Source organism: Anabaena sp. PCC 7938 (assembly GCF_049315035.1).
Taxonomy (GTDB): Bacteria; Cyanobacteriota; Cyanobacteriia; order Cyanobacteriales; family Nostocaceae; genus Anabaena; species Anabaena cylindrica.
Map to the genome: position 1 here is coordinate 4,512,588 of NZ_CP186034.1, position 21,064 is coordinate 4,533,651.

Consider the following 21,064-nt stretch of genomic DNA (forward strand, 5'->3'; position numbering starts at 1 on the left):
TATCTGAAGGCATTTTACACAATTTGTAATGCTGCCAAGAAAAAATAACTTTAACTTTAATTTAACTAAATATTAAGAATTGATTACCTAAACCTTAATACACAGCAACAAAACAAAAATATACAATATAATCTACATCAAAATCTCTGGAGAAATACAGATGACAAGGTTAAATATAGAATAAAACTTTGAAGAACGGATATTTATTATAGATACATAGGGAAATTGGTAAATGCCTAGAGATTATAGTACGAAAAGAACCGAAAAAAGTTTACCGGTGAGTACAAAGACAGCATCTAACAAATTGCCGAGTATTTGGAAAATATGGCAACAGCACTTAGTAGAATCTATACCATTTTTAATTGCTTGCGCTGTATTTTTAAGCGTGATTAGTTTAAAAAGTCCCATCCTGCTTTTTTGTTTACTAGCTGCTAGTTTTATCACCATCATTTTTCAGCAAATTGGACAGCAGATAAATTTACCAAAAAGATGGCTGATAGTATTGCAAATTTTGGCAGTATCTATCATTCTTAGTTTATTTTGGGTAGACTTTTTTTCTGCCCCGGCATCTGCTCAATTTTTTGGTAAAGCTGAAAACTTTTTTAAAAGCACATTGACACAAGGTACAGACAGTAATAGTAATCCTCAAACAGCAGTCAGTTTAATATTCAATATTTTGAGAGCAATTTATTTACTTTATATTGCTATTTCTTTAATTGGTGTCATTAATGCAGTTCGCAAAGATGAAGATTGGCAAAGTATCGCTAGAGTTCCTTTGATAGTGGTGGTTGCTGTCACTGTTGCTGATGTCTTGACAGGTTTTGTAATTGGTGATGCCAAATAATTTTTATTTGACAATTCTCCTGATTTCTGAATCCTCTTCCATTCTTACAGTTTTTTATGTCTCCAGAACGAGATCAAGAATTTCGTCCAGTTAACCAAATTTTAGGCTCACAACCATCATTAGGCCCAATTCCGGCTGATCAAATTTTTCCTTGGTTAGTTATTGTTCTAGTTTCATATTTTGTGATTAATGGCGTTTTTGGAGGACTGTTTGCAGATGATTTTCAGCGATGGTTGTGGACAGCATTAATGACAGGTTGGGGAATAGCAACTTGGTGGATATTAAGTGGTGGTAGGAGTTGGCGTTTTTTAAGCAAGTTTATTGGAGTTCCTACTTGGACAAGAGGCTTTGCTCGTTATCAAAGCGTGCTAGAAATTAACCATGAAGCAAAAAATCGGAAAACAAAACATCAACGTCGCAGGTCAAGAAAGTAGATTAACACCATTTGAAGATGCTTTACATTTGGCGACAATGCTCCGCATTTCTTTAAATGGCAGAGATATTGGTGCTTATATTCTGAATAAAGAAAATCAAAAAGATAGGTTTTGTTTTGTTTTTGGTTTTGAATGTCGTGGCATTCATACTACTTTAAGGTCAGAACAAATAGAGACTATTTTTAATAATATTGAATCAGGTTTAAAAGATATTCCCGAAGGTGAAAAAATGACCTTACATATAGGGTCTTTTGGTTCGGATAAACAACGCCAAACAGAATTATTAGATTTGGTCAAGCGGACACCATCGAGGGATATTAAATATTTATTGACAGCAGAAAGAGCGAGGATTCAAGAACTTACAAATTCGGGAATTCGCAAACCCAAATTTATGCGAATTTACGTTACTTATACTATTGAACCTAATGCTACTCAAGCAGATGATTGGATTGAGAAATTATTAAATAAAACTGAATTGTGGTGGTTGAAATTTAAAGGGGAACTAGCAGAAGTTCAAAATCAGCGGATTGAAACTCTGATTATCAAAGCTTACCAACAAGGTTTTTCTCGATGGGAACAGCTTTTGTCTAACAAAATGGGGTTAGATGTCAAACCATTAAATGCTAAGGAACTTTGGGAAGAAGCCTGGAGACGATTTAATGATACACCACCGATAGAAATTCCCCAATTACTTTATTTAGATGAAAATGGACTGCATGAGGAAGTTAATTCAGATTTAGCTAGTAGCAAATTGCTGATAGAGAATATTCATAGTACAACCTTGTTGATGGAATCGAGTGTACCCTGTGCTGATCGTCGTTGGGTGAATGTGAAAAATCGTTATATTGGTGCGTTAACGTTTTTAGAAAAACCCGGAGGTTGGCCGAATAAATTTTCTCAGTTGCGTTATTTGTGGGAATTGTTGGCTAGAGAAACGGTGGTAGATACAGAAATTTTTTGTCAGTTAACTGCTGCTAATCCCGCATTGGTTAAAACTACTTTGCAACGGGTTCTTAAGCAGTCGAATATGACAGCTATGATGGCTCAAGAAAAAAGTAAAACTATTGATGTAAATGCCCAATTAAAGTTAAAGAAATCTGTTGCAGCCCAAGAACAATTATATGAAGGTGCAGTCCCTATATATACAAGTGTAGTTATTTTTGTCCATCGTCCGACTATAGAAAAATTAGATCAAGCCACGAGATATATTGAAAATTGTTTTCAACGTCCTGCACAGGTAATTAGAGAAGTAGAATATGCCTGGAAGATTTGGTTACAATCTTTACCGATAGTTTGGGAAGGTTTGTTAGTTAAGCCTTTTAACCGCAGACAATTATATTTAACCAGTGAAGTTCCAGGATTAATGCCTTTAGTGTTAACTAAAGCTGGAGATAAACATGGTTTTGAGTTAATTGCGGAAGAAGGAGGAACACCAATACATTTAGATTTATTTAATCAACATAAAAATTTAGCCTTGTTTGCAACGACTCGTGCAGGTAAATCGGTTTTGGTGTCAGGAATTTTAACTCAGGCTTTAGCCCATGGGATTCCTGTGGTTGCATTGGACTTTCCCAAGCCTGATGGGACATCTACGTTTACAGACTATACAGAGTTTATGGAGGGGAATGGGGCATATTTTGATATTTCCAAACAATCAAATAATTTGTTTGAACAGCCAGATTTACGATCGCTCTCACCAGAGGAACAGCGCGATCGCTTGCTCGATTATACTGGATTCTTGGAATCAGCCTTAATGACTATGGTTTTAGGCTCATCCACCGAAAATCAACTATTATCTCAAACGGTGCGTTCCCTGCTCAACCTAGCCTTAGCAGCTTTCTTTGCTGATGCCAGTATCCAGGCGCGATATAAACAAGCGATCGCTGACGGTTTTGGAACTACAGCTTGGCAAAAAACCCCTACCTTAAAAGACTTTCTCTGTTTTTGCTCGCCAGAACATCTGCAATTAGACGCTATTAGCGGCAGAGTCGATGATGCACTTAGTCAAATTCAATTGCGGTTACGTTTTTGGCTTTCTAGTCGTGTAGGAAAATCTATTTCTGCACCATCTAGCTTTCCCACCGATGCCCAACTTTTAGTATTTGCACTACGAAATTTATCAGATAATGAAGATGCAGCAGTTTTATCTTTAAGTGCTTATTCAGCGGCTTTACGACGAGCTTTAAGCAGTCCCGCTTCTATCTTTTTTATTGATGAAGCACCGATTTTATTTGAATTTGATCAAATATCAGATTTAGTAGGTAGAATTTGTGCAAATGGTGCAAAAGCTGGGATCAGAGTTATTTTATCAGCACAAGATCCCGATACTATTGCTAAATCTAAAGCCGCATCGAAGATTTTACAAAATTTGTCAACGAGATTAATTGGTAGAATTCAACCGGTTGCGGTAGATAGTTTTGTCAGTATTTTAAAATATCCCCGTGATATTATTTCTCGTAATGCGACAGAAAGCTTTTTTCCTCGGAAAGAAGGTATTTATAGTCAATGGTTATTAGATGATAATGGTATTTATACATTCTGCCGTTATTATCCAGGTTATGAACAATTGGCTGTAGTTGCTAATAACCCTAATGAACAAACTGCTCGTCAAGAAGCTATGTTACATTACCAGGATAAATATGAGGCAATTTCTGTTTTTGCTCGGCAGTTAGTGGCTTCGTTGCGAGGTAGTTAATTGAGGAATTATCTCACGCAGAGGCGCAGAGGCACAGAGAGAGAAGGAAATGAATAGGGGGATTGTATGCGGAAGGTTATTTTTTTTAGTTTGGCGTTTTTGTTGATGTTGGGTTTACCAGCTAGGGGACAGTTAGGTAAGGTTTGGAGTGAGTTTCAATTATATTCTGTGGATATGCAAAATTATTTTACAAATAATTTGAGTGAAACTTTAAGTCTTTTAGAAGTTAGTAGTCAAAATTCTTTGAATATTGCTACAGGACAATTGAATTTACCTAATCCAATTGAAGTTGGGAAACAAGCACGTCAGAATTTATTGTTTTACCCAATGACGGATAAGTTTGAAAATAATCCGATTGTTAGAGCTAATGCGGTTAGTAATGAGATGAATCGTTTGATTCTTTGGGGTGCGGTGGAAGGTGCAATGGGAACGGAGGGACAACGACGATTAAAAGTTAAATTAGAAGAGACGGAAAATGTCATTACTAATATTGTGGAAACGGCTAATAATGCGGAAGAAAGTAACCAAAATTTTCTCAGTGATATTATTGCCAAAATTCCGACTATTGAAAATTTAGCTGAACAATTATCAGCCCAAACTAGTGCTAATCAAATTAATTTGCAACTACAAACTCTGAAGGTTCAAAGTCAACAATCAAGGATTATTGGAGAAAATTTAGCGCAAACAATACAAACTAATCAATCTTTGCAATACTCTAATTTGAATTTAGCGAGTATTTCTCAACAAATGGAGGAAATGAATCGTGCGCGGCGAGTAGATTCAGCAACTGAGGCTGCAAGACTGATGCGGACAACTGCTCAAATAGATTTGTTTGGGAGGGAGGAAAATGAAAATAGAATTCAGGAGTCAGGAGTCAGGAGTCAGGAGTCAGGAGTCAGGAGTAAGAAGGAGAGAACACAAAGGAATAAAAGTTTGGGAATGCTTTTCCGTAAGTCTTAATACTGTAATTTATTTACTTTTAGCAAAAATATTGTGAACCCAAAATGCAGTTTTATATTTTGCAAATCTTTCCAGAAATTGGCATCAATGAAAGTTTCGATAGTGGTGCTGAAACTGCCAGAAGTATGGCGGAAAGTTGGGATAATCAATGGTTAGATTTATTACAAAATAATAGCAGTAATAATTTGTATGGGGCAATGACAAATTTAGGCGTGTTTTTTGCCGTAGGAACTCTATTATTTTTTATGATGCAATGGCTAAAAGATGTTATTTACAGTGAATATTCTCGTCCTATATCTGGTTTGATTTGGCCTTTTGTAGTAGTAATGCTATTAAGTAATACAGGGGATGGCAGTATACTTTCTAGTTTGACTTTGGGGGTAAGAAACTTTATCAATATTGTTAATCAGCAAGTGGTGACTTCAGCAGATACTGATCAAACTTATCAACAAGCTTTAAATATGAGTTTGGCTGAAGAAGTTGCTGGTTCTTTAATCCGTCCTTGTCAGTCACTGACTGGTGAACAACAAAATCAATGTTTTGCTAAAGCTAGTGATCAGGTTGATGGACTTTGGCAAGAATATAGAAATTTGTATGGTAATAAAGTTTGGATTCAAAGACTAGAAAATCAGGTAATTTCACTAAAATTTGGCACAGGTAATTTATCAGATACTAGCTTTAATTCTTTACTGGGAAATACCACACAAACTAGTATCAAAAACTTTTTAATTTCTTTGCAATATGCTTTTCAAAATTTGCTAGAAGCCACTATGTTATTAATTGCCGCTTTGGGTCCTATTGCTATAGGCGCATCTTTGTTACCTGTGGCAGGAAAACCTATTTTTGCATGGCTAATTGGGTTTTTATCTGCGGGTATTGCCAAGATATCATTTAATATTATTGCTGCTGTCACTTCTGCTGTAGTTATCAATGGCCCCGCTGAAAATCCTAATGCGAATCCTGATTTAATGTGGTTCATTATTTTTCTGGGAATTTTAGCCCCGATTTTATCTTTGGTTGTAGCTGGTGCGGGAGGATTTGCGGTTTTTAGTGCTATTAATAAGACGGATGGTTTGCTAAAAGCTAGGATATAAATCTGGATAATATCACAGCAGTTTGCGTAGTTAGGAGGTACAAAATCTAAGTTGAACCCTATACACAAAGCCAATTTTACTTCTGACTCCTGACTCCTGACTCCTGAATTCTGCTGTAAATAGGATGAATATACAAAAATGACAAATTTACTTAATCAGAAAAAGCCAAAAGGAAATATTTTAAATACTTTTGCAATTGCTACTTTTAGTTTGCATTTATTAGTGATATTTTTATTTGTTTTTCAAGGGTTGAATATTCGCCAACTGAATCTGCGAAAACCGCCTAATTTTGTGCAAATGATAGACGGTAAAACTCTATCTGCTACCGATGATTTAGCTAGAGATCCCGAAGCAATTCGCCAATTTATCAGTAAAACCATGACATCTATGTTTAATTGGTCAGGAACGCTACCAATACCAACTATTGAAGCAGCAGCTAAACCTCAACCAGATCCCGGAATTACGGTAAAAACCTTACAGGGTGGAAATCAAAAAGTTTCTACTAGTAGCTGGGTAGCTAGTTTTGCGATATCAGAAGATTTTCGTAAAGGGTTCTTAAGTGCGATCGCACAAATGACCCCATCAGAAGTTTTCTCTAACAATCCTAGTCAAGCTATATCAGCAGAGTTAATGATCAAGCGGATTTATCCACCAGAAAAAATTGCCCCTGGTAAGTGGCGAGTGGGGATGGTAGCGGACTTGATTCAAAAAAAGCGCACAGATGAGAGAAGAACAATAACGCCCTTTAATAAAGATTTATTAGTCCGTGCAGTAGATTATTATCCCTATCCCTTACCTGAGATTAGCACTAATGTTCAAAAAGCAATTTATAGCAACCGCGCTCAAAAATTAGAAATTTATGAAATTAGAAATTTATGCTTAATAGATAACTATAGTAATCTCAATCAGGATCAATCAAACCCCTGTGGAAATAGAAGCACCTCTGATAGCTTTCTTAGATAAATTGTAAATTCCCATTCCCAATTACCTAAATTATGCAACTTGTAAAATCAGAAACTAAAAAAAGTAGCATCTTACCACTTTTAGCAGTTGGAACATTTGGATTACATTTATTTACCCTGCTATTACTTTTATTTAACGGTTCTATGTTACAGGATCTAAAGCGACAATTAACACCTCAAAGTTTAGTACAACTTGTTGATGGTCGTGCTATCACTGTAGATCCCAAACCAAGTTATGACCGACATTCGGAAACAATTCGCCATTTTGTTGGTGAAACCATGACTCTGATGCTTACTTGGTCAAGACAACAGCCACCACTTACAGTATGGGAAATTAGTTCACAACTTTTATCCCCTGAATTGAAACCGAAATTTCAATCAGAAATTACTAATTTAAATGCTAACAATCAATTTGCCAATACTAATCAAGAAAATGAATATGTATTAGTGATAGAAAAAATTTCTCAGCCCACACCAATAGCTAATGGTAAATGGGCAGTAGAAATACTTGCCAATCAATTAAATTTTAGCGGTTATAATAATTTGGGAACATCAATTCCGTTTAATAAACAAATCTTGGTTAGAGCCATTGATAAATCAAAAACGTTTCTGCCAACTAAACCACTACCTTGGCATTTAGCAGCTTACCGCCTTGGTGAAGCTAGACTAGAAATTTACGATATATGTGATCTCAAAGATAACAAATGCTTTACAAAATCTAACTAATTAATAAATTATGACTTCCTATTCAATTCAATTACCAATTCCTACACAACCTCTCATTGAACCCGATACTGATAACTATCAGTTGGAAGTAGATTCTACAGATTGGGAATCTAAAATGGCCAAATTAGTTGGTTTTGAGGAAGAATCACCAATTTTCAATATTGATACAGTAGAAGCAGATACAGGTAATTTAGAACCGTCTCAGTCTCCAGTTCAAGAAGTTGCAACTGCACAACCTTTATCATCTAATCCCTTTGCTAAGTTAGCTTTGGTCGGCGGTGCTACTTTGGTTGTAGTGCTAGTAGCTGGTGTGTTTTTATCGCAGATTATGAGTACAGCCAATCAAAAACCAAAAAATAATCTTGTTTCTTCGGCAGCTTCGTTACCACCAAAAATTGAACCCATTGAGCAAAATTTAGAACAGGAAATAGAGATTCTCAAAACGAAATTGGCTCTTGCTGAACAAGCACAAGCTGTAACAGCAGCCCAACAAAATCTGAGAAGTAGAGTACTTTTATCGTCGGCAACTCCAAGAGTGAATAACAGAACACAAACGCCTGTACAAACTGCTTCTGTTCCTCGCGTCGTTACGGTTGAGCGCATTGTGGAAAGACCATCCTATTCTCCGCCAGATGTTGTACCATCAGTTGCAGTTGTTCCGACTGTTGCACCACCAACTCCAAATATACAACCATCTCCACCTGATCCCCTCCAAGAATGGACACAGTTAGCCAAGTTAGGTAGTTATGGTCAGGTGTACACGACTGGTCAATCTAGTGTGAATACAGCTAAGTCTGCGGCTGCTAATAATACGAATGTTGCTCAAGAGGCAAGGGAGCCTGACTTTGAGCCAACACCATCTGAGGAAGATGTTTTAGTCAACCAAGCACAACCACAAAACTCGAAATCGGTCAAAGTGGGAACTAGTGCTAAAGCTGTTTTGGCAACCGCCGTTTTTGGGGAAACTACGAGGACAAGGAATAATCAAAGGAATAATGAACAAGAAGAAAATACCGAAATCTTTGTGGTGCGGTTGAAAGAACCACTAAAATCCATAGATGGTGCGATCGCATTACCTGCTAATACTGAGTTGTTAGCTCAAGTTCAGTCTATCTCTGAACGAGGATTAATGCGTTTGGATGTAGTCAAAGTGATCTTACAAGATAAAGATCAACTTCAAGAGAAAAGCTTACCTAACAATGCTATTATTGTTCGCGCTCCCCAAGGCAGACCACTAGTAGCAAATAAATTTCCTAATAATGGATCATCTATAGCCAGAATGGATGCCAGTTTATTTGTTTTGGGCGGTGTCAGTAAAGCCGCAGAGTTATTGAATCGGATTGATACCCAAGTTACCACAAATGCAGGTAGCACTATAGTTAGCAATAACAACACCCAACGTAATCTAGCGGCGGGGATTGTTGAAGGTGGTTTAAAGTCGGTGGTTCCACAAATTTTACAACGTAATCAACAGTCAGTTTCGCAAATGATGCAACAAACGAATGTTTGGTTGATACCAGCTGGCCAAGAAGTAGAAATATACATCAATAGCACCATGCAGTTTTAGCTATAGCAGGAGTTCGGAGTCAGGAGTAAAACTGTCTTGGTGTCTGGCTTTGAGTTTAGGTTTTGTATCTTATTGATCTGCAATCTGCTGTATTTACGAAAAACTTTAAATTACACCAATGTGAAAAATGATGGTGAAAGCTAGATTTATAAACCTATACTGTATACCCAGAAAAGGATTTCCAATCCCAAATCCCAAATGGTATAATCCTCATTTTTTACCTCTGGCTGCGCTAATTTTCTCAGGGGCTATGTTATTTTTGGCAGGTCGTGCTGTAGCTAATAATGCTGTTCTCCGTTCCATGTTTTCCTGTCAAGCCCAAGGTTTAGGGGGAGTTATACCGACTATCGACGTTTCTTATCAACAAGGTACAAATTTAAGTTTTCTTCCTGCTGGCGAAACCATTAAAAAAGTTTGGTTAAATGATCCGTCACAGGTAACTATGGATTTTGATGGCGCAATGTGTATGCAGTTCGGACAAGAACGTAATTTGAGTTCAGGGGATTGTAAAAATTCAGCAGCAAATGTCATTCAACTCCGGCGAATTGAAAGGATAAAAATCCCCGGATTATCCAAAATGGAAAATACACTTTTAACCGTGATTACTGAAGGTCAAGGTGAAACTAAGCTTTATACTTTCAGAATACTCTATCAAGATGCTGCTCCTGGATATCACACTTTAGCTATTTATCCAGATTCATCTGCTGCTAATGGCGCAAATTGTGCGAAAACGGCATCTTAGGGACTTCCAAATACAAAAATATTCAATTAATTCTTATGGGGTAGGCCGAAAAGCCTGCCCTTAAACCCGGATGGGCTAGAAGCCCATGCCACAAGATTGGATAATTTATTTTCTGAAAGTTCCTTAATCAAGAATATAGCTATCTGAGTCTGGAGTTTTGTAGCGGTAGGGAGGCGTTTAGCCCGTATAAACCCGGTTGCTATAGCAATACCTTGTCCATTTTCGGTAGGTTGGATTAAGCGACAGCGCAACCCAACGCATTTGTTGGGTTTCATGCTTCAACCCAACCTACAAATCAAGGTTTTTTCCAATTTGGACAAGGTATTGTATAGGACTCCTGATATTTTATTGTCAATTTAGGTAGTCTGCACTTTATGAAAACCACTACACTTCTATATTTTGGGTAAAGACAATCTCAACAACGCCAGCAAAAATTTATCTAAGCAACAAATGAAGTTGAGTAAAGAAGACAGAATAGACGCTAAAATCGATCCAGCCTTTGTATTTTCGTGGTTTTGTCCCAGATAAATCAGAGTGCGGTTCACTGCATAAATCCTAACTGTCAACGACCCTATCCTCAACCTTGGGGAAACAAATTTTGTAATAGCTGTGGCGCACCGTTACAGTTGTTAGACCGCTACGACCCTATTAATCCTTTGGGTTCGGGAGGGTTTGCCCAAATTTATACGGTTTGGGATGAAAAAACCGAGACTGAAAAAGTTCTGAAAGTCTTAGTAGAGGATTCTCCTAAGGCTTTGGAATTGTTTATCCAGGAAGCGGAGGTTTTAAGTAGTTTCCGACATCCGGGTGTTCCCAAAGTCGATGCTGACGGGTATTTTCAAATTAATTTAACTAGTCCTAAACCACACCAGTTGGCTTGCCTGGTGATGGAAAAAATTGATGGGCAAAATTTGGAGGAAATTCGCAGAAATTATCCTCAAGGATGTCCAGAAGATTTGGTGTTAAACTGGTTCGCCCAGGCTGTAAAAATTTTACAGGAACTGCATAAACGCCAAATTATTCACAGGGATATTAAACCTTCTAATTTAATGCTGCGGAATCCTTCAGCAAACGCACTTCTGCAAGTAGAACAATTGGTACTCATTGATTTTGGTGGTGCTAAACAATTTAGTGGGGCAATATTGCGATCGCATTCTCCCTCCACAAGACTATTTTCCTCTGGTTACAGTCCACCAGAACAGGTCATAGGTGGGAATGTAGGGCCAGCAGCGGATTTTTACGCCTTGGGGCGGACAATGATTGAATTACTCACTGGTAAGCATCCGCAGAATTTAGAAGATCCCATCACTGGGGAATTACGTTGGCGTAATCGCTGCAATGTTAATCCCCGGTTAGCAGACTTATTGGATGAAATGGTAAAAACGGATGTGCGATCGCGTCCCGCCCATGCAGCTATAATTCAAAAACGCTTACTGAAAATAGTCCCCGCAGCATCACAACCAAATTTATTTATCCAACTCAAAACCACTGTTATTCAATCTGTCACCCAATTTACCCAAGCTGTAGGTAGCACAACTCTATTCACAGTCCAGGCAATTTTCAAATTCTTACTAGCTTGTCTGTCAACAATTTGGGCGATGATTTTAGGCGGTATTGGCGCTAGTTTAGGTACTATCGTTGGTTTTATCTTGGCTTATCAAAGCAAATTAGGCGCTTTCGTCGAGGAATTTATATCCCGCCAATTACCAGCATTAATCCAAAATTCTCAACCAGCTTCAGCCAAAGAAATGATAGTATTTGCCGCTGCTGGTTTAGGAACCGCTTGGGGAATTACCGTATCTGGCAGTTTTGGTCAAAAACGGCGATTTTTGATAGCAGCACTCATGGCTTTAATTGGTAATAGTTTAGGCTGGATAGCATGGCAATTCATCACCCCACATAACAGCGCTGAAGGTTTAGTTGCATGGATGTTAGTCTCAATTTCCATACTCACCTTGGGCTTAGGTCTGCGTACCCATTATCTAGCTTACGCCTTCATAGCTTCCTTTGGGAGTGCAAACATCTTAGCAGCCTTAATTCATCTAGGTTTACCAGTCCCTGCTATCCATTTCTCCTCCAATCAACCAGGCTGGTTAGAGTTATTTGTACCTATCGCCTTTTTTAGTTTTGTGGGTATTTTAATTAGTCTTTGTTTAGGGTTGAGTTATTACCTCATTGTTCCTTGTTTACGTTGGTTAGGGTGGCGATAATTCGTAATAGAACCTGCCCGCTACACAAAAGCAAGCAATATAAAGCGGATTTCATTTAAATTAAATACAAGCTTGAATAATGAAACTCTTGTGGTGCGGGCATCTTGCCCGCAAGCTATATACCTCGCACATGGCAGTTATTAAAACTGGTGCAAGATGTTAGATTACAAACATCTTTACCGGGTTTATGCGGAAAATCCAAAAATATGCTACATTTACCTGAAAATAACTGTAATTACGCATTAATAACGTAGTAAATATTATAAATTTTGGGTAATCAACCATGATAGAATTTGCCGCCATTACTTCCGTGATTAGTAAATATGCCCCTCAAGCTAGTCAACTAATCATTAAACAAGCTCAAAAAAATGAAGCTGTCATCAAAGTTTTACAAGAATTAAAACTCAATCCTACCCAAATTCTTGATGATGTTGATACCGTTTATGGTTATACTCTGGTCAAATATGGAGTATTTAAGCCAGAAGCAATTTTAAACCTATTTAGAGAAAAAGTAATTAAAGATTATTTTTGGGATGCTTATAGTAATAATGCTCCCTTTCAGTTTGTAGAGAACACAAAAAAATTTCTTAATCAAAATAACGAACTAAAAACGCATATAATCAATGCGAAAATCAACTTTTCGGCGGAATTAGAAGAATTTGGTGAAGCTTTTATTGCAGTTGCTAAACAAACCAAATCTTCAAAATATCAACCCTATCCAGATTGGAATTTAGACGTTTATCCCAAAGAATTTAAAGCCTTAATCTTTGAAAAAACTCGCTTATTTTGCGGGCGTGATTTTGTTTTCAAAGCTATTAATAAATTCTTCACCACCCAAGCCAAAGGTTATTTTACCGTAATTGGGGATGCAGGGATGGGAAAAAGTGCGATCGCTGCTAAATACGTCTTAGCCACTAAATTCCCCTGCTATTTCAATGTTTTCGCAGAAGGACGCAACAAACCAGAAAAGTTTTTAGCCAGTATTCGTCAACAACTAATCAAGCGTTATTCTTTGCAAAATGCAGACAACGCTGATTTGAGAACTTTACTAGAAAAAACCAGTGAAAAACTCCAAGGACAAAAATTAGTTATTGTTGTAGATGCACTAGATGAAGTAGAACAAGAAGGAAATAGTAATCTTTTAGATTTACCGCAAAATCTGCCTGATGGAATTTATTTTTTACTAACTAGAAGACCTTATAACCAAGAAACAAAGCGTTTAAATTTGTCTCCTGATACTCCTGTAGATGAATTAGATTTAACAAAAGGTGATTATACAGCTTTGAGTCAAGAAGACGTAAAAGAGTATCTGCACTTATCATTGAATAATGAGCAAAAACTCAGAAATTGGATTAATGAACGCAACATCTCTGAGGATAATTTTATTCAAGAAATAGCGGTTAAGAGTGAAAATAATTTTATCTATTTGCGTTATTTATTACCGGGAATAGCTGAAGGTAAATATAATGATTTAACTTTAAAGGGTTTACCCCAAGGTCTACAAGACTATTATACAAGTCATTGGACAAGAATGGGGATGGATAAAGAAGCCAATGAAAAGAAAGTAAAAATACTTTATATCTTGGTAGAAAGAGGTGAACCCATATCTCTAAACCTGATTGCAGAAATTCTGGATGAAGATGAATATGATGTTAAAGATGTCTTAGATGATTGGATTGAATATGTCACACCGAAAGTAAATATAGAGGAAGAAAAAACATACTATAGTATTTATCATCGCAGTTTTCTAGAATTTCTCAAAGGTCAAGACAAATTAAAAACAGGTCGAAAACTGTTTAGAGAAGTTAATAAAAGTATGGCTGATTATATGCTCAAGGAGATGGAATAAATGGGGAGCATTGCCACTAAATTAGCTTCAAAATCAGCAGAATTTCAAAGTATGTTTTTGGGGCAGTTTCCTGAACAACAGTTAAAAGCAGGAAACTCGGAAAAGTATTATCAAACTCTGACAGATTTTGATTTTATTTGTCTGAAGATTCAATATCCTAATTTTGGAATAGAAGCTCTAACAAGAGATTATTTATTAGTTGAAGATCCTGGAAAATTAGAAAACTTAGCAGATGATAAACAATTAACACTAGAACAAATCAAAACCCTAAAAATAATTCAACAGACTCTAGAGTTATCCTCCCATGTTTTGAATCAGGACTCAAATCAATTAGTAGGACAATTATGGGGAAGATTGCAGAGTTTTCAACAGCGAGAAATTCAGCAAATATTAGCAGATGCAGCACAAAGTAAAAGTAAAATTCCGCGATTTCGTCCTATTACAGCTAGTTTAACTACTCCAGGTGGAAATTTACTGCGTACCCTCACAGGTCATAAATACTCGGTAAATGCAGTAGCTATTACCCCAGATGGCAAAAAAGCCGTTTCTGGTTCAGATGACAACACCCTGAAGGTGTGGGATTTGGAGACAGGAAAGGAAATTTCTACCCTAAGTGGTCATGACAACTTGGTAAATGCAGTAGCTATTACCCCAGATGGGAAAACAATCATTTCTGGTTCAGATGATAAAACCATGAAACTGTGGAATTTGGAGAAGGGAACAGAAATCTCTACTCTGACTGGTCATAACTTTTCGGTACGAGCAGTAGCTATTACCCCAAATGGGAAAATAGCCGTTTCTGGTTCTGATGACCACACCCTGAAACTGTGGGATTTGCAGACAGGTGAGGAAATCTCTACCCTGACTGGTCATAACTTTTCGGTACGAGCAGTAGCTATTACCCCAAATGGGAAAATAGCCGTTTCTGGTTCTGATGACCACACCCTGAAACTGTGGGATTTGCAGACAGGTGAGGAAATCTCTACCCTGACTGGTCATACCAATTCGGTACAAGCAGTAGCTATTACCCCAAATGGGAAAATAGCCGTTTCTGGTTCTGATGACCACACCCTGAAACTGTGGAATTTGCAGACGGGTAAGGAAATCTATACCCTAACTGGTCATGACAACTTGGTAAATGCAATAGTAATCGCTCCAGATGGCGAAACAGCAGTTTCTGGTTCAGATGATAAAACCATGAAACTGTGGAATTTGGAGAAGGGAACAGAAATTTCTACCCTGACTGGTCATAACTTTTCGGTAAGAGCAGTAGCAATCTCCCCAGATGGGAAAACAGCAGTTTCTGGTTCAGATGATAACACCCTGAAACTGTGGAATTTGGAGAAGAGAACAGAAATTTCTACCCTAACTGGTCATAGCTCTTCGGTACGAGCAGTAGCAATCTCCCCAGATGAGAAAATAGTGGTTTCTAGTTCACGTGACCACACCATGAAAGTGTGGAATTTGCAGACAGGTGAGGAAATCTCTACCCTAACTGGTCATAACCATTCGGTAAGAGCAGTAGCAATCTCCCCAGATGGGAAAACAGCAGTTTCTGGTTCAGATGATAACACCCTGAAACTGTGGGATTTGCAAACAGGAACGGAAATCTCTACTCTTACTAGTCATAACGATTGGGTAAGAGCAGTAGCAATATCCCCAAATGGGAAAACAGCCGTTTCTGGTTCTGATGACAAGACCCTGAAGGTGTGGGATTTGCAGACAGGAACGGAAATCTCTACTCTAACTGGTCATAACCATTCGATACAAGCTGTAGCGATACCTACAGTGGGGTACGCCAATTCTCCAGATAGGAAAACAGCCGTTTCTGGTTCTGATGACAAGACCCTGAAGGTGTGGGATTTGCAGACAGGAACGGAAATCTCTACCCTGACTGGTCATCACTCCTTTGTACGAGCAGTAGCGATCTCCCCAAATGGGAAAACAGCCGTTTCTGGTTCTGATGACAAGACCCTGAAGGTGTGGGATTTGCAGACAGGAACGGAAATCTCTACCCTGACTGGTCATAAATCTTGGGTAAGAGCAATAGCGATCTCCCCAAATGGGAAAATAGCCGTTTCTGGTTCAGGTGACAAAACCCTGAAAGTGTGGGATTTGGAGCAGGGAACAGAAATCTCTACCCTGACTGGTCATCACTCCTTTGTACGAGCAGTAGCCATTACCCCAGATGAGAAAATAGCCATTTCTGCTTCTGATGACGAAACTCTGAAGGCTTGGGATTTGGAAAAAGGAACAGAAATCTCTACTTTTATTGGTGAAAGTCCTCTATCGTGTTGTGTAGTTTCTCTCAATGGGTTAACAATTGTCGTAGGAGAACAATCAGGACGGCTTCATTTCCTGCGCTTGGAGGGAGGGGATATACAATGAGCAAATCTTATTTTATTTATCTTGATGTTTGTTGTTTAAATCGCCCTTTTGATGATTGGAGTTATGATAGAAATCGTTTAGAAGGAGAAGCAGTTATTAAAATTTTCAAGCTGGTTAAATCAGGAAAATATAAGTTAGTCAGTAGCGAAGCTATTCAAGCAGAGTTAAGAAAAATGACTAATATTGATAAATTAAAAGAAATTAGAGAACTCTTAAAGCTAGTTGATTATCAAATCGTTTTAAATGAAGAAATAGATCAACGTTCCCAAGAATTAGAACAACTAGGATTTAGTCTTTATGATTCTTTTCATGTTGCTTGTGCTGAATATGCTAAAATAGATGTATTATTAACAACGGATGATAGATTACTTAAAAAAGCAATTAAATATCGTAATATATTACAAGTTCAATTAGAAAATCCTGTAACTTGGTTAATGAATAGTTTTCTATTAACTGGAGATGATGAAAATGACACTGATTGAATTACGTACAAAAGGTTATCAAGCCTTAGTTAAAGAGTTAGGACAAATTGACACAATACGCTTTTTACAAGAAATGGGTTGGGGTTTTGGTGATTATACAAAAGAACGCCAAGAGTCTCTAAAAAATGTAACAAGAGCAGAATTTTGGCAAGATATTGAAGAGATTAGAAAAGAAAAAATGTAAATTTTTTATTATATCAAATAAAGTAAATTAACGTTTAATAACACATCTGTCAAAAATCTGAATGGCCATTTAGTTGTGATATTGATGCAATGCTAAATGTGGATTTTTGGGAATAATTAAATAATATACCAGATACCCCACTTCTTTAACAAGTCGGGAATCTAAATAAAAAGGTGGAATAAAATGGGGAATCTTGCCACTAAATTAGCCGCAAAATCAGCAGAATTTAAAAATTTGTTTATGAGTCAATTTCCTGAACAACAGTTAAAAGCGGGAAACTCAGAAAAATATTATCAAACCCTCACCGATTTTGATTTTATTTGGCTGAAAATTCTATCTCCTAACTTTGGAGTAGAAGCCCTAATTAAAGATTATGATTTAATTGCTAATCCAGAAATATTAGATAATTTAGAAGCAGATGAGAAACTAGAAACGGCAAAAATTAAAACTCTGAAATTAATTCAAAATGCCCTCCTATTATCAGCCCATGTGTTGAGTCAAGACCCAAATCAATTAGTTAGCCAATTATGGGGAAGATTACAGAGTTTTCAAAATTCAGATATTCAGAAAATATTAGCAGATGCAGCGGACAGTAACAGTGAAATTCCACGATTTCGTCCCATTACAGCCAGCTTGACCACTCCTGACGGAAAACTGCTGCGTACCTTCACAGGTCATAATAACTCAGTCAGAGCAGTAGCAATTACACCAGACGGGAAAAAAGCCGTTTCTAGTTCTGATGACAATACCCTAAAACTGTGGGACTTAGACACAGGAAAGGATATTTTTACCTTTATTGGTCATCATAGTTATGTCAATGCAGTAGCCATTACCCCCAATGGAAAAACAGCCATTTCCGGTGCTGATGATAATACTTTAAAAATATGGAATTTAGAAACAGGTAAAGAAATTTCTACCCTAACAGGTCATTACAGTTGCGTTAATGCAGTAGCAATTACACCTGATGGTAAAAAAGCTATTTCTGGTGCTGATGACCACACCTTAAAACTATGGGATTTGGAAACAGGAACAGAAATTTTAACTCTGACAGGTCATCAAAATTGGGTAAATGCAGTAGCAATTACCCCAGATGGTAAAAAAGCCGTTTCTGGTTCAGATGACAACACGTTGAAAATGTGGGATTTAGAAACTGGGTTAGAAATTTTTACTCTTCCTTCGGAACGCTACGCAAACAGAGGTCATAACGGTTGGGTCAGAACAGTAGCAATTACACCTGATGGAAAAAAAGCTGTTTCTGGTTCAGATGACAATACATTGAAAATGTGGGATTTAGAAACTAGTCAAGAAATTTTTACTCTGACTGGTCATAATAACTGGGTTAGGTCAGTAGCAATTACATCTGATGGAAAAAAAGCTGTTTCTGGTGCTTATGATAAAACATTAAAATTGTGGGATTTGGAAACAGGAAAGGAAATTTCTACCCTTCCTTCTAAATGTTATACAAATAATAATGATTCGGTCAATAAATTAGATATTACCCCAGATGGTAAAAAAGCTGTAAAACTCTGGGATTTGGATACAGGAAAATCAATCTCTATCCTCACAGGTTTTAACGAATGGGTAAATGCAGTAGCGATTACACCTGATGGTAAAAAAGCCCTTGTTGGTTTAGATGATAAAACTTTGAAATTGTGGGATTTAGAAACAGAACAAGAAATTTCTACCCTTCCTTCGGAACGCTACGCAAACACAGGTCATAATGATTGGGTAAATACAGTAGCAATTACACCTGATGGTAAAAAAGCAGTTTCTGGTTCTGATGATAAAACTCTAAAACTGTGGGATTTACAAACAGGAACAGAAATTTTAACTCTTCCTTTACAAGAGTATGCAAACACCGGTCATAATTCCTGGGTACAAGCAGTAGCTATTACCCCAGATAGCAAAAAAGCCATTTCTGGTGCATCTGATAATACCCTAAAATTGTGGGATTTAGAAATAGGGAAGGAAGTTTATACTTTTAGAGGTCATCATGGTTCAATTTGGGCAGTTGCTATTACACCAGACGGTAAAAAAATCCTCTCTGGTTCAGAAGATAACTCCCTAAAATTATGGGATTTAGAAACAGGAAGAGAAATTTATACTTTTTGGGGTCATAGAGGTGCAATCTGGTCTTTAGCGATTACAGCAGACGGTAAAAAAGCCATTTCTGGTTCTTGGGATAACACCCTAAAACTATGGAATTTAGAGACAAATCAGGAAATTTTTACCCTTTTTGGTCATACCCATAGAGTAAAAACAGTAGCGATTACACCAGATGGTAAAAAAGCCCTATCTGGTTCTGATGATAAGACTCTAAAATTATGGGATTTAGAAACAGGAAAGGAAATTTTTACTTTTGTTGGTCATGAAAATTGGGTAAGGTCTGTAGCGATTACACCTAATGGTAAAAATGCGCTTTCTAGTTCTGATGATAACACTCTGAAATTATGGGATTTGGAAACAGGAGAGGTGATTTCTACTTTTACTGGTGACACATCTATTATATGTTGTGCTGTTTCTCCAAATGGGTGGACAATTGCAGCAGGAGAACAATCAGGACGTGTTCATTTTCTTCTTTTAGAAGGTGGTTAAAAAATGAATAATATCACTCAACATACAATCAATATCCCCAGATATCCCCCAGAATTTCAGCAAATTATTACTGCTAAAAATTACAACTTTGTCGGTCGTGAATTTGTCTTTTCTGCTATTAATAAATTTCTCAATCAATATGACCGGGGCTATTTTACTATCATCGGTGAACCGGGTATTGGTAAAAGTGCCATTCTTGCCCATTATGTCAGTCAAAATCCGGGAATTGTTTATTATAATGTGGAAATTGCTGGTAAAAATCGCGCTGAAGAATTTCTGACAATGACTTGCAATCAATTGATAGAAATTGCCCAACATCAAGTTAGTAAAGATACAACTAATAATTTAACCAATTCTACCACAGAGAATAGTGGTTTTTTATCATTATTATTGCAACAAATCAGTAGTAGATTAAATTCAGAAGAACGGTTAATTATTACTATTGATGGTTGTGACAGAATTGATATTAATAATCAACCACGCGGCTCAAATCTTTTCTATTTACCTCGCTATTTACCAGAAAAGGTTTATTTTATCCTCACTCGTCGTCCTTTTTTAGCAGATAAATCTGGTTTATTAATTGAAACCCCATCTCAGTCTTTAGATTTATCAAATTACCTAGAGCAAAATTGCGCTGATGTCCAAGAATATATTAAAAGTTATTTAATTTCTCAGAATATTAATGATCAATTATTGACACCAATTGATAATAGTGAAACAAATTTTATGTATGTTAAGGAAACTTGGGCAGCTATTAACGAGGAAATTTACTCTGAAGATTTACAACTCTATTACCAAAAGCATTTAGAAAAGATGAATTCAGCAACTAATAACCAGCCAGAAATGGCTTTACAGTTGTTAACTATCTTAGTTCAAGAGCAATCAATATCAATACAAAATATAGCAGAAAGATTAGATGAAGATGAATATGAGATTAAGGTTATTTTAGACAAATGGCGAGAATTTTTACATTTAAAATCAATCGGAGAAGAAGTTAATTATAGTTTTTATCATCCTAGTTTTTGTGATTGGTTGAGGCAACAAAATAATATAAATAGCGATCATAAATAAGATGTTAACATTTTTTTACCTCTGCGCCCTCTGCGTCTCTGCGGTTCGTTAAATTCACTCCTGATTCCGGTGATAAGTGTTTGTTCTCACCCAGTTTTAAAACGTTTTAATAAATAAAAATATAATATTGCGGGTTTATTGTCGTTTAGACACTCTGGATAATTTAGAGACTTCCAAATAAAAAAATATCCCAAAATTTCTTGTGGTGCAGGCCGAAAAGCCTGCTAATAATACAAGGACTGGCAGGATGCCCATCCCACA

16 protein-coding genes are annotated in these 21,064 nt (G+C 37.0%); all 16 read left to right on the forward strand.

Annotated features, from left to right (window positions below):
• Positions 1–232: 232 nt before the first annotated feature.
• The 16 genes from ACOWPH_RS20515 (at position 233) to ACOWPH_RS20590 (ending at position 20,803) form a co-directional block, all read left to right on the forward strand.
• On the forward strand, positions 233–844 hold the full coding sequence (locus ACOWPH_RS20515; RefSeq protein ID WP_015217236.1) for a hypothetical protein: 612 nt from the start codon (positions 233–235) through the stop codon (positions 842–844).
• Positions 845–900: 56 nt separating this feature from the next.
• Entirely contained in the window at positions 901–1,278 is a 378-nt protein-coding gene (locus ACOWPH_RS20520) for a hypothetical protein (RefSeq protein ID WP_015217237.1), read from the forward strand.
• Positions 1,226–3,973, forward strand: coding sequence for a hypothetical protein (locus ACOWPH_RS20525; RefSeq protein ID WP_015217238.1), 2,748 nt, complete (start codon positions 1,226–1,228; stop codon positions 3,971–3,973). The genes ACOWPH_RS20520 and ACOWPH_RS20525 overlap by 53 nt, the downstream gene beginning before the upstream one ends.
• A gap of 66 nt (positions 3,974–4,039) precedes the next feature.
• Entirely contained in the window at positions 4,040–4,933 is an 894-nt protein-coding gene (locus tag ACOWPH_RS20530) for a hypothetical protein (protein WP_242043075.1), read from the forward strand.
• A 44-nt stretch (positions 4,934–4,977) separates the two neighbouring features.
• Entirely contained in the window at positions 4,978–6,027 is a 1,050-nt protein-coding gene (locus tag ACOWPH_RS20535) for a hypothetical protein (RefSeq protein WP_015217240.1), read from the forward strand.
• 138 nt (positions 6,028–6,165) lie between these two features.
• Positions 6,166–6,990 (forward strand): hypothetical protein, encoded by an 825-nt coding sequence (locus tag ACOWPH_RS20540; protein ID WP_015217241.1) that lies wholly within the window; start codon positions 6,166–6,168, stop codon positions 6,988–6,990.
• 32 nt (positions 6,991–7,022) lie between these two features.
• Positions 7,023–7,715: a hypothetical protein gene (locus ACOWPH_RS20545; RefSeq protein ID WP_015217242.1), complete on the forward strand. Its 693-nt coding sequence runs from the start codon at positions 7,023–7,025 to the stop codon at positions 7,713–7,715.
• 10 nt (positions 7,716–7,725) lie between these two features.
• Positions 7,726–9,282 carry a TrbI/VirB10 family protein gene (locus ACOWPH_RS20550; RefSeq protein WP_015217243.1) on the forward strand — a complete coding sequence of 519 codons (1,557 nt, stop codon included), beginning with the start codon at positions 7,726–7,728 and terminating at the stop codon, positions 9,280–9,282.
• Between the two features lie 250 nt (positions 9,283–9,532).
• The gene (locus tag ACOWPH_RS20555) at positions 9,533–10,024 is read left to right on the forward strand and encodes a hypothetical protein (RefSeq protein ID WP_242043076.1); all 492 of its coding nucleotides are present in this window, start codon (positions 9,533–9,535) and stop codon (positions 10,022–10,024) included.
• A 509-nt stretch (positions 10,025–10,533) separates the two neighbouring features.
• Complete coding sequence (locus ACOWPH_RS20560; protein ID WP_015217245.1) at positions 10,534–12,234, forward strand: serine/threonine-protein kinase; 1,701 nt, start codon at positions 10,534–10,536, stop codon at positions 12,232–12,234.
• Positions 12,235–12,517: 283 nt separating this feature from the next.
• Positions 12,518–14,083 carry an AAA family ATPase gene (locus tag ACOWPH_RS20565; protein ID WP_015217246.1) on the forward strand — a complete coding sequence of 522 codons (1,566 nt, stop codon included), beginning with the start codon at positions 12,518–12,520 and terminating at the stop codon, positions 14,081–14,083.
• Entirely contained in the window at positions 14,084–16,471 is a 2,388-nt protein-coding gene (locus tag ACOWPH_RS20570; protein WP_015217247.1) for a WD40 repeat domain-containing protein, read from the forward strand.
• Positions 16,468–16,953: a type II toxin-antitoxin system VapC family toxin gene (locus ACOWPH_RS20575; RefSeq protein WP_015217248.1), complete on the forward strand. Its 486-nt coding sequence runs from the start codon at positions 16,468–16,470 to the stop codon at positions 16,951–16,953. The genes ACOWPH_RS20570 and ACOWPH_RS20575 overlap by 4 nt, the downstream gene beginning before the upstream one ends.
• Positions 16,940–17,137 carry a hypothetical protein gene (locus ACOWPH_RS20580; protein ID WP_015217249.1) on the forward strand — a complete coding sequence of 66 codons (198 nt, stop codon included), beginning with the start codon at positions 16,940–16,942 and terminating at the stop codon, positions 17,135–17,137. The genes ACOWPH_RS20575 and ACOWPH_RS20580 overlap by 14 nt, the downstream gene beginning before the upstream one ends.
• Before the next feature lie 183 nt (positions 17,138–17,320).
• Entirely contained in the window at positions 17,321–19,732 is a 2,412-nt protein-coding gene (locus tag ACOWPH_RS20585; RefSeq protein WP_015217250.1) for a beta-propeller domain-containing protein, read from the forward strand.
• Between the two features lie 3 nt (positions 19,733–19,735).
• Entirely contained in the window at positions 19,736–20,803 is a 1,068-nt protein-coding gene (locus ACOWPH_RS20590; protein WP_015217251.1) for an AAA family ATPase, read from the forward strand.
• Positions 20,804–21,064 lie beyond the last annotated feature (261 nt).

Bases quoted from the DNA above. Each gene is read 5' to 3' on its own strand.
- ACOWPH_RS20515 (WP_015217236.1), top strand. From the start codon at position 233: ATGCCTAGAGATTATAGTACGAAAAGAACCGAAAAAAGTTTACCGGTG.
- ACOWPH_RS20520 (WP_015217237.1), top strand. From the start codon at position 901: ATGTCTCCAGAACGAGATCAAGAATTTCGTCCAGTTAACCAAATTTTA.
- ACOWPH_RS20525 (WP_015217238.1), top strand. From the start codon at position 1,226: ATGAAGCAAAAAATCGGAAAACAAAACATCAACGTCGCAGGTCAAGAA.
- ACOWPH_RS20530 (WP_242043075.1), top strand. From the start codon at position 4,040: ATGCGGAAGGTTATTTTTTTTAGTTTGGCGTTTTTGTTGATGTTGGGT.
- ACOWPH_RS20535 (WP_015217240.1), top strand. From the start codon at position 4,978: ATGCAGTTTTATATTTTGCAAATCTTTCCAGAAATTGGCATCAATGAA.
- ACOWPH_RS20540 (WP_015217241.1), top strand. From the start codon at position 6,166: ATGACAAATTTACTTAATCAGAAAAAGCCAAAAGGAAATATTTTAAAT.
- ACOWPH_RS20545 (WP_015217242.1), top strand. From the start codon at position 7,023: ATGCAACTTGTAAAATCAGAAACTAAAAAAAGTAGCATCTTACCACTT.
- ACOWPH_RS20550 (WP_015217243.1), top strand. From the start codon at position 7,726: ATGACTTCCTATTCAATTCAATTACCAATTCCTACACAACCTCTCATT.
- ACOWPH_RS20555 (WP_242043076.1), top strand. From the start codon at position 9,533: ATGTTATTTTTGGCAGGTCGTGCTGTAGCTAATAATGCTGTTCTCCGT.
- ACOWPH_RS20565 (WP_015217246.1), top strand. From the start codon at position 12,518: ATGATAGAATTTGCCGCCATTACTTCCGTGATTAGTAAATATGCCCCT.
- ACOWPH_RS20570 (WP_015217247.1), top strand. From the start codon at position 14,084: ATGGGGAGCATTGCCACTAAATTAGCTTCAAAATCAGCAGAATTTCAA.
- ACOWPH_RS20575 (WP_015217248.1), top strand. From the start codon at position 16,468: ATGAGCAAATCTTATTTTATTTATCTTGATGTTTGTTGTTTAAATCGC.
- ACOWPH_RS20580 (WP_015217249.1), top strand. From the start codon at position 16,940: ATGACACTGATTGAATTACGTACAAAAGGTTATCAAGCCTTAGTTAAA.
- ACOWPH_RS20585 (WP_015217250.1), top strand. From the start codon at position 17,321: ATGGGGAATCTTGCCACTAAATTAGCCGCAAAATCAGCAGAATTTAAA.
- ACOWPH_RS20590 (WP_015217251.1), top strand. From the start codon at position 19,736: ATGAATAATATCACTCAACATACAATCAATATCCCCAGATATCCCCCA.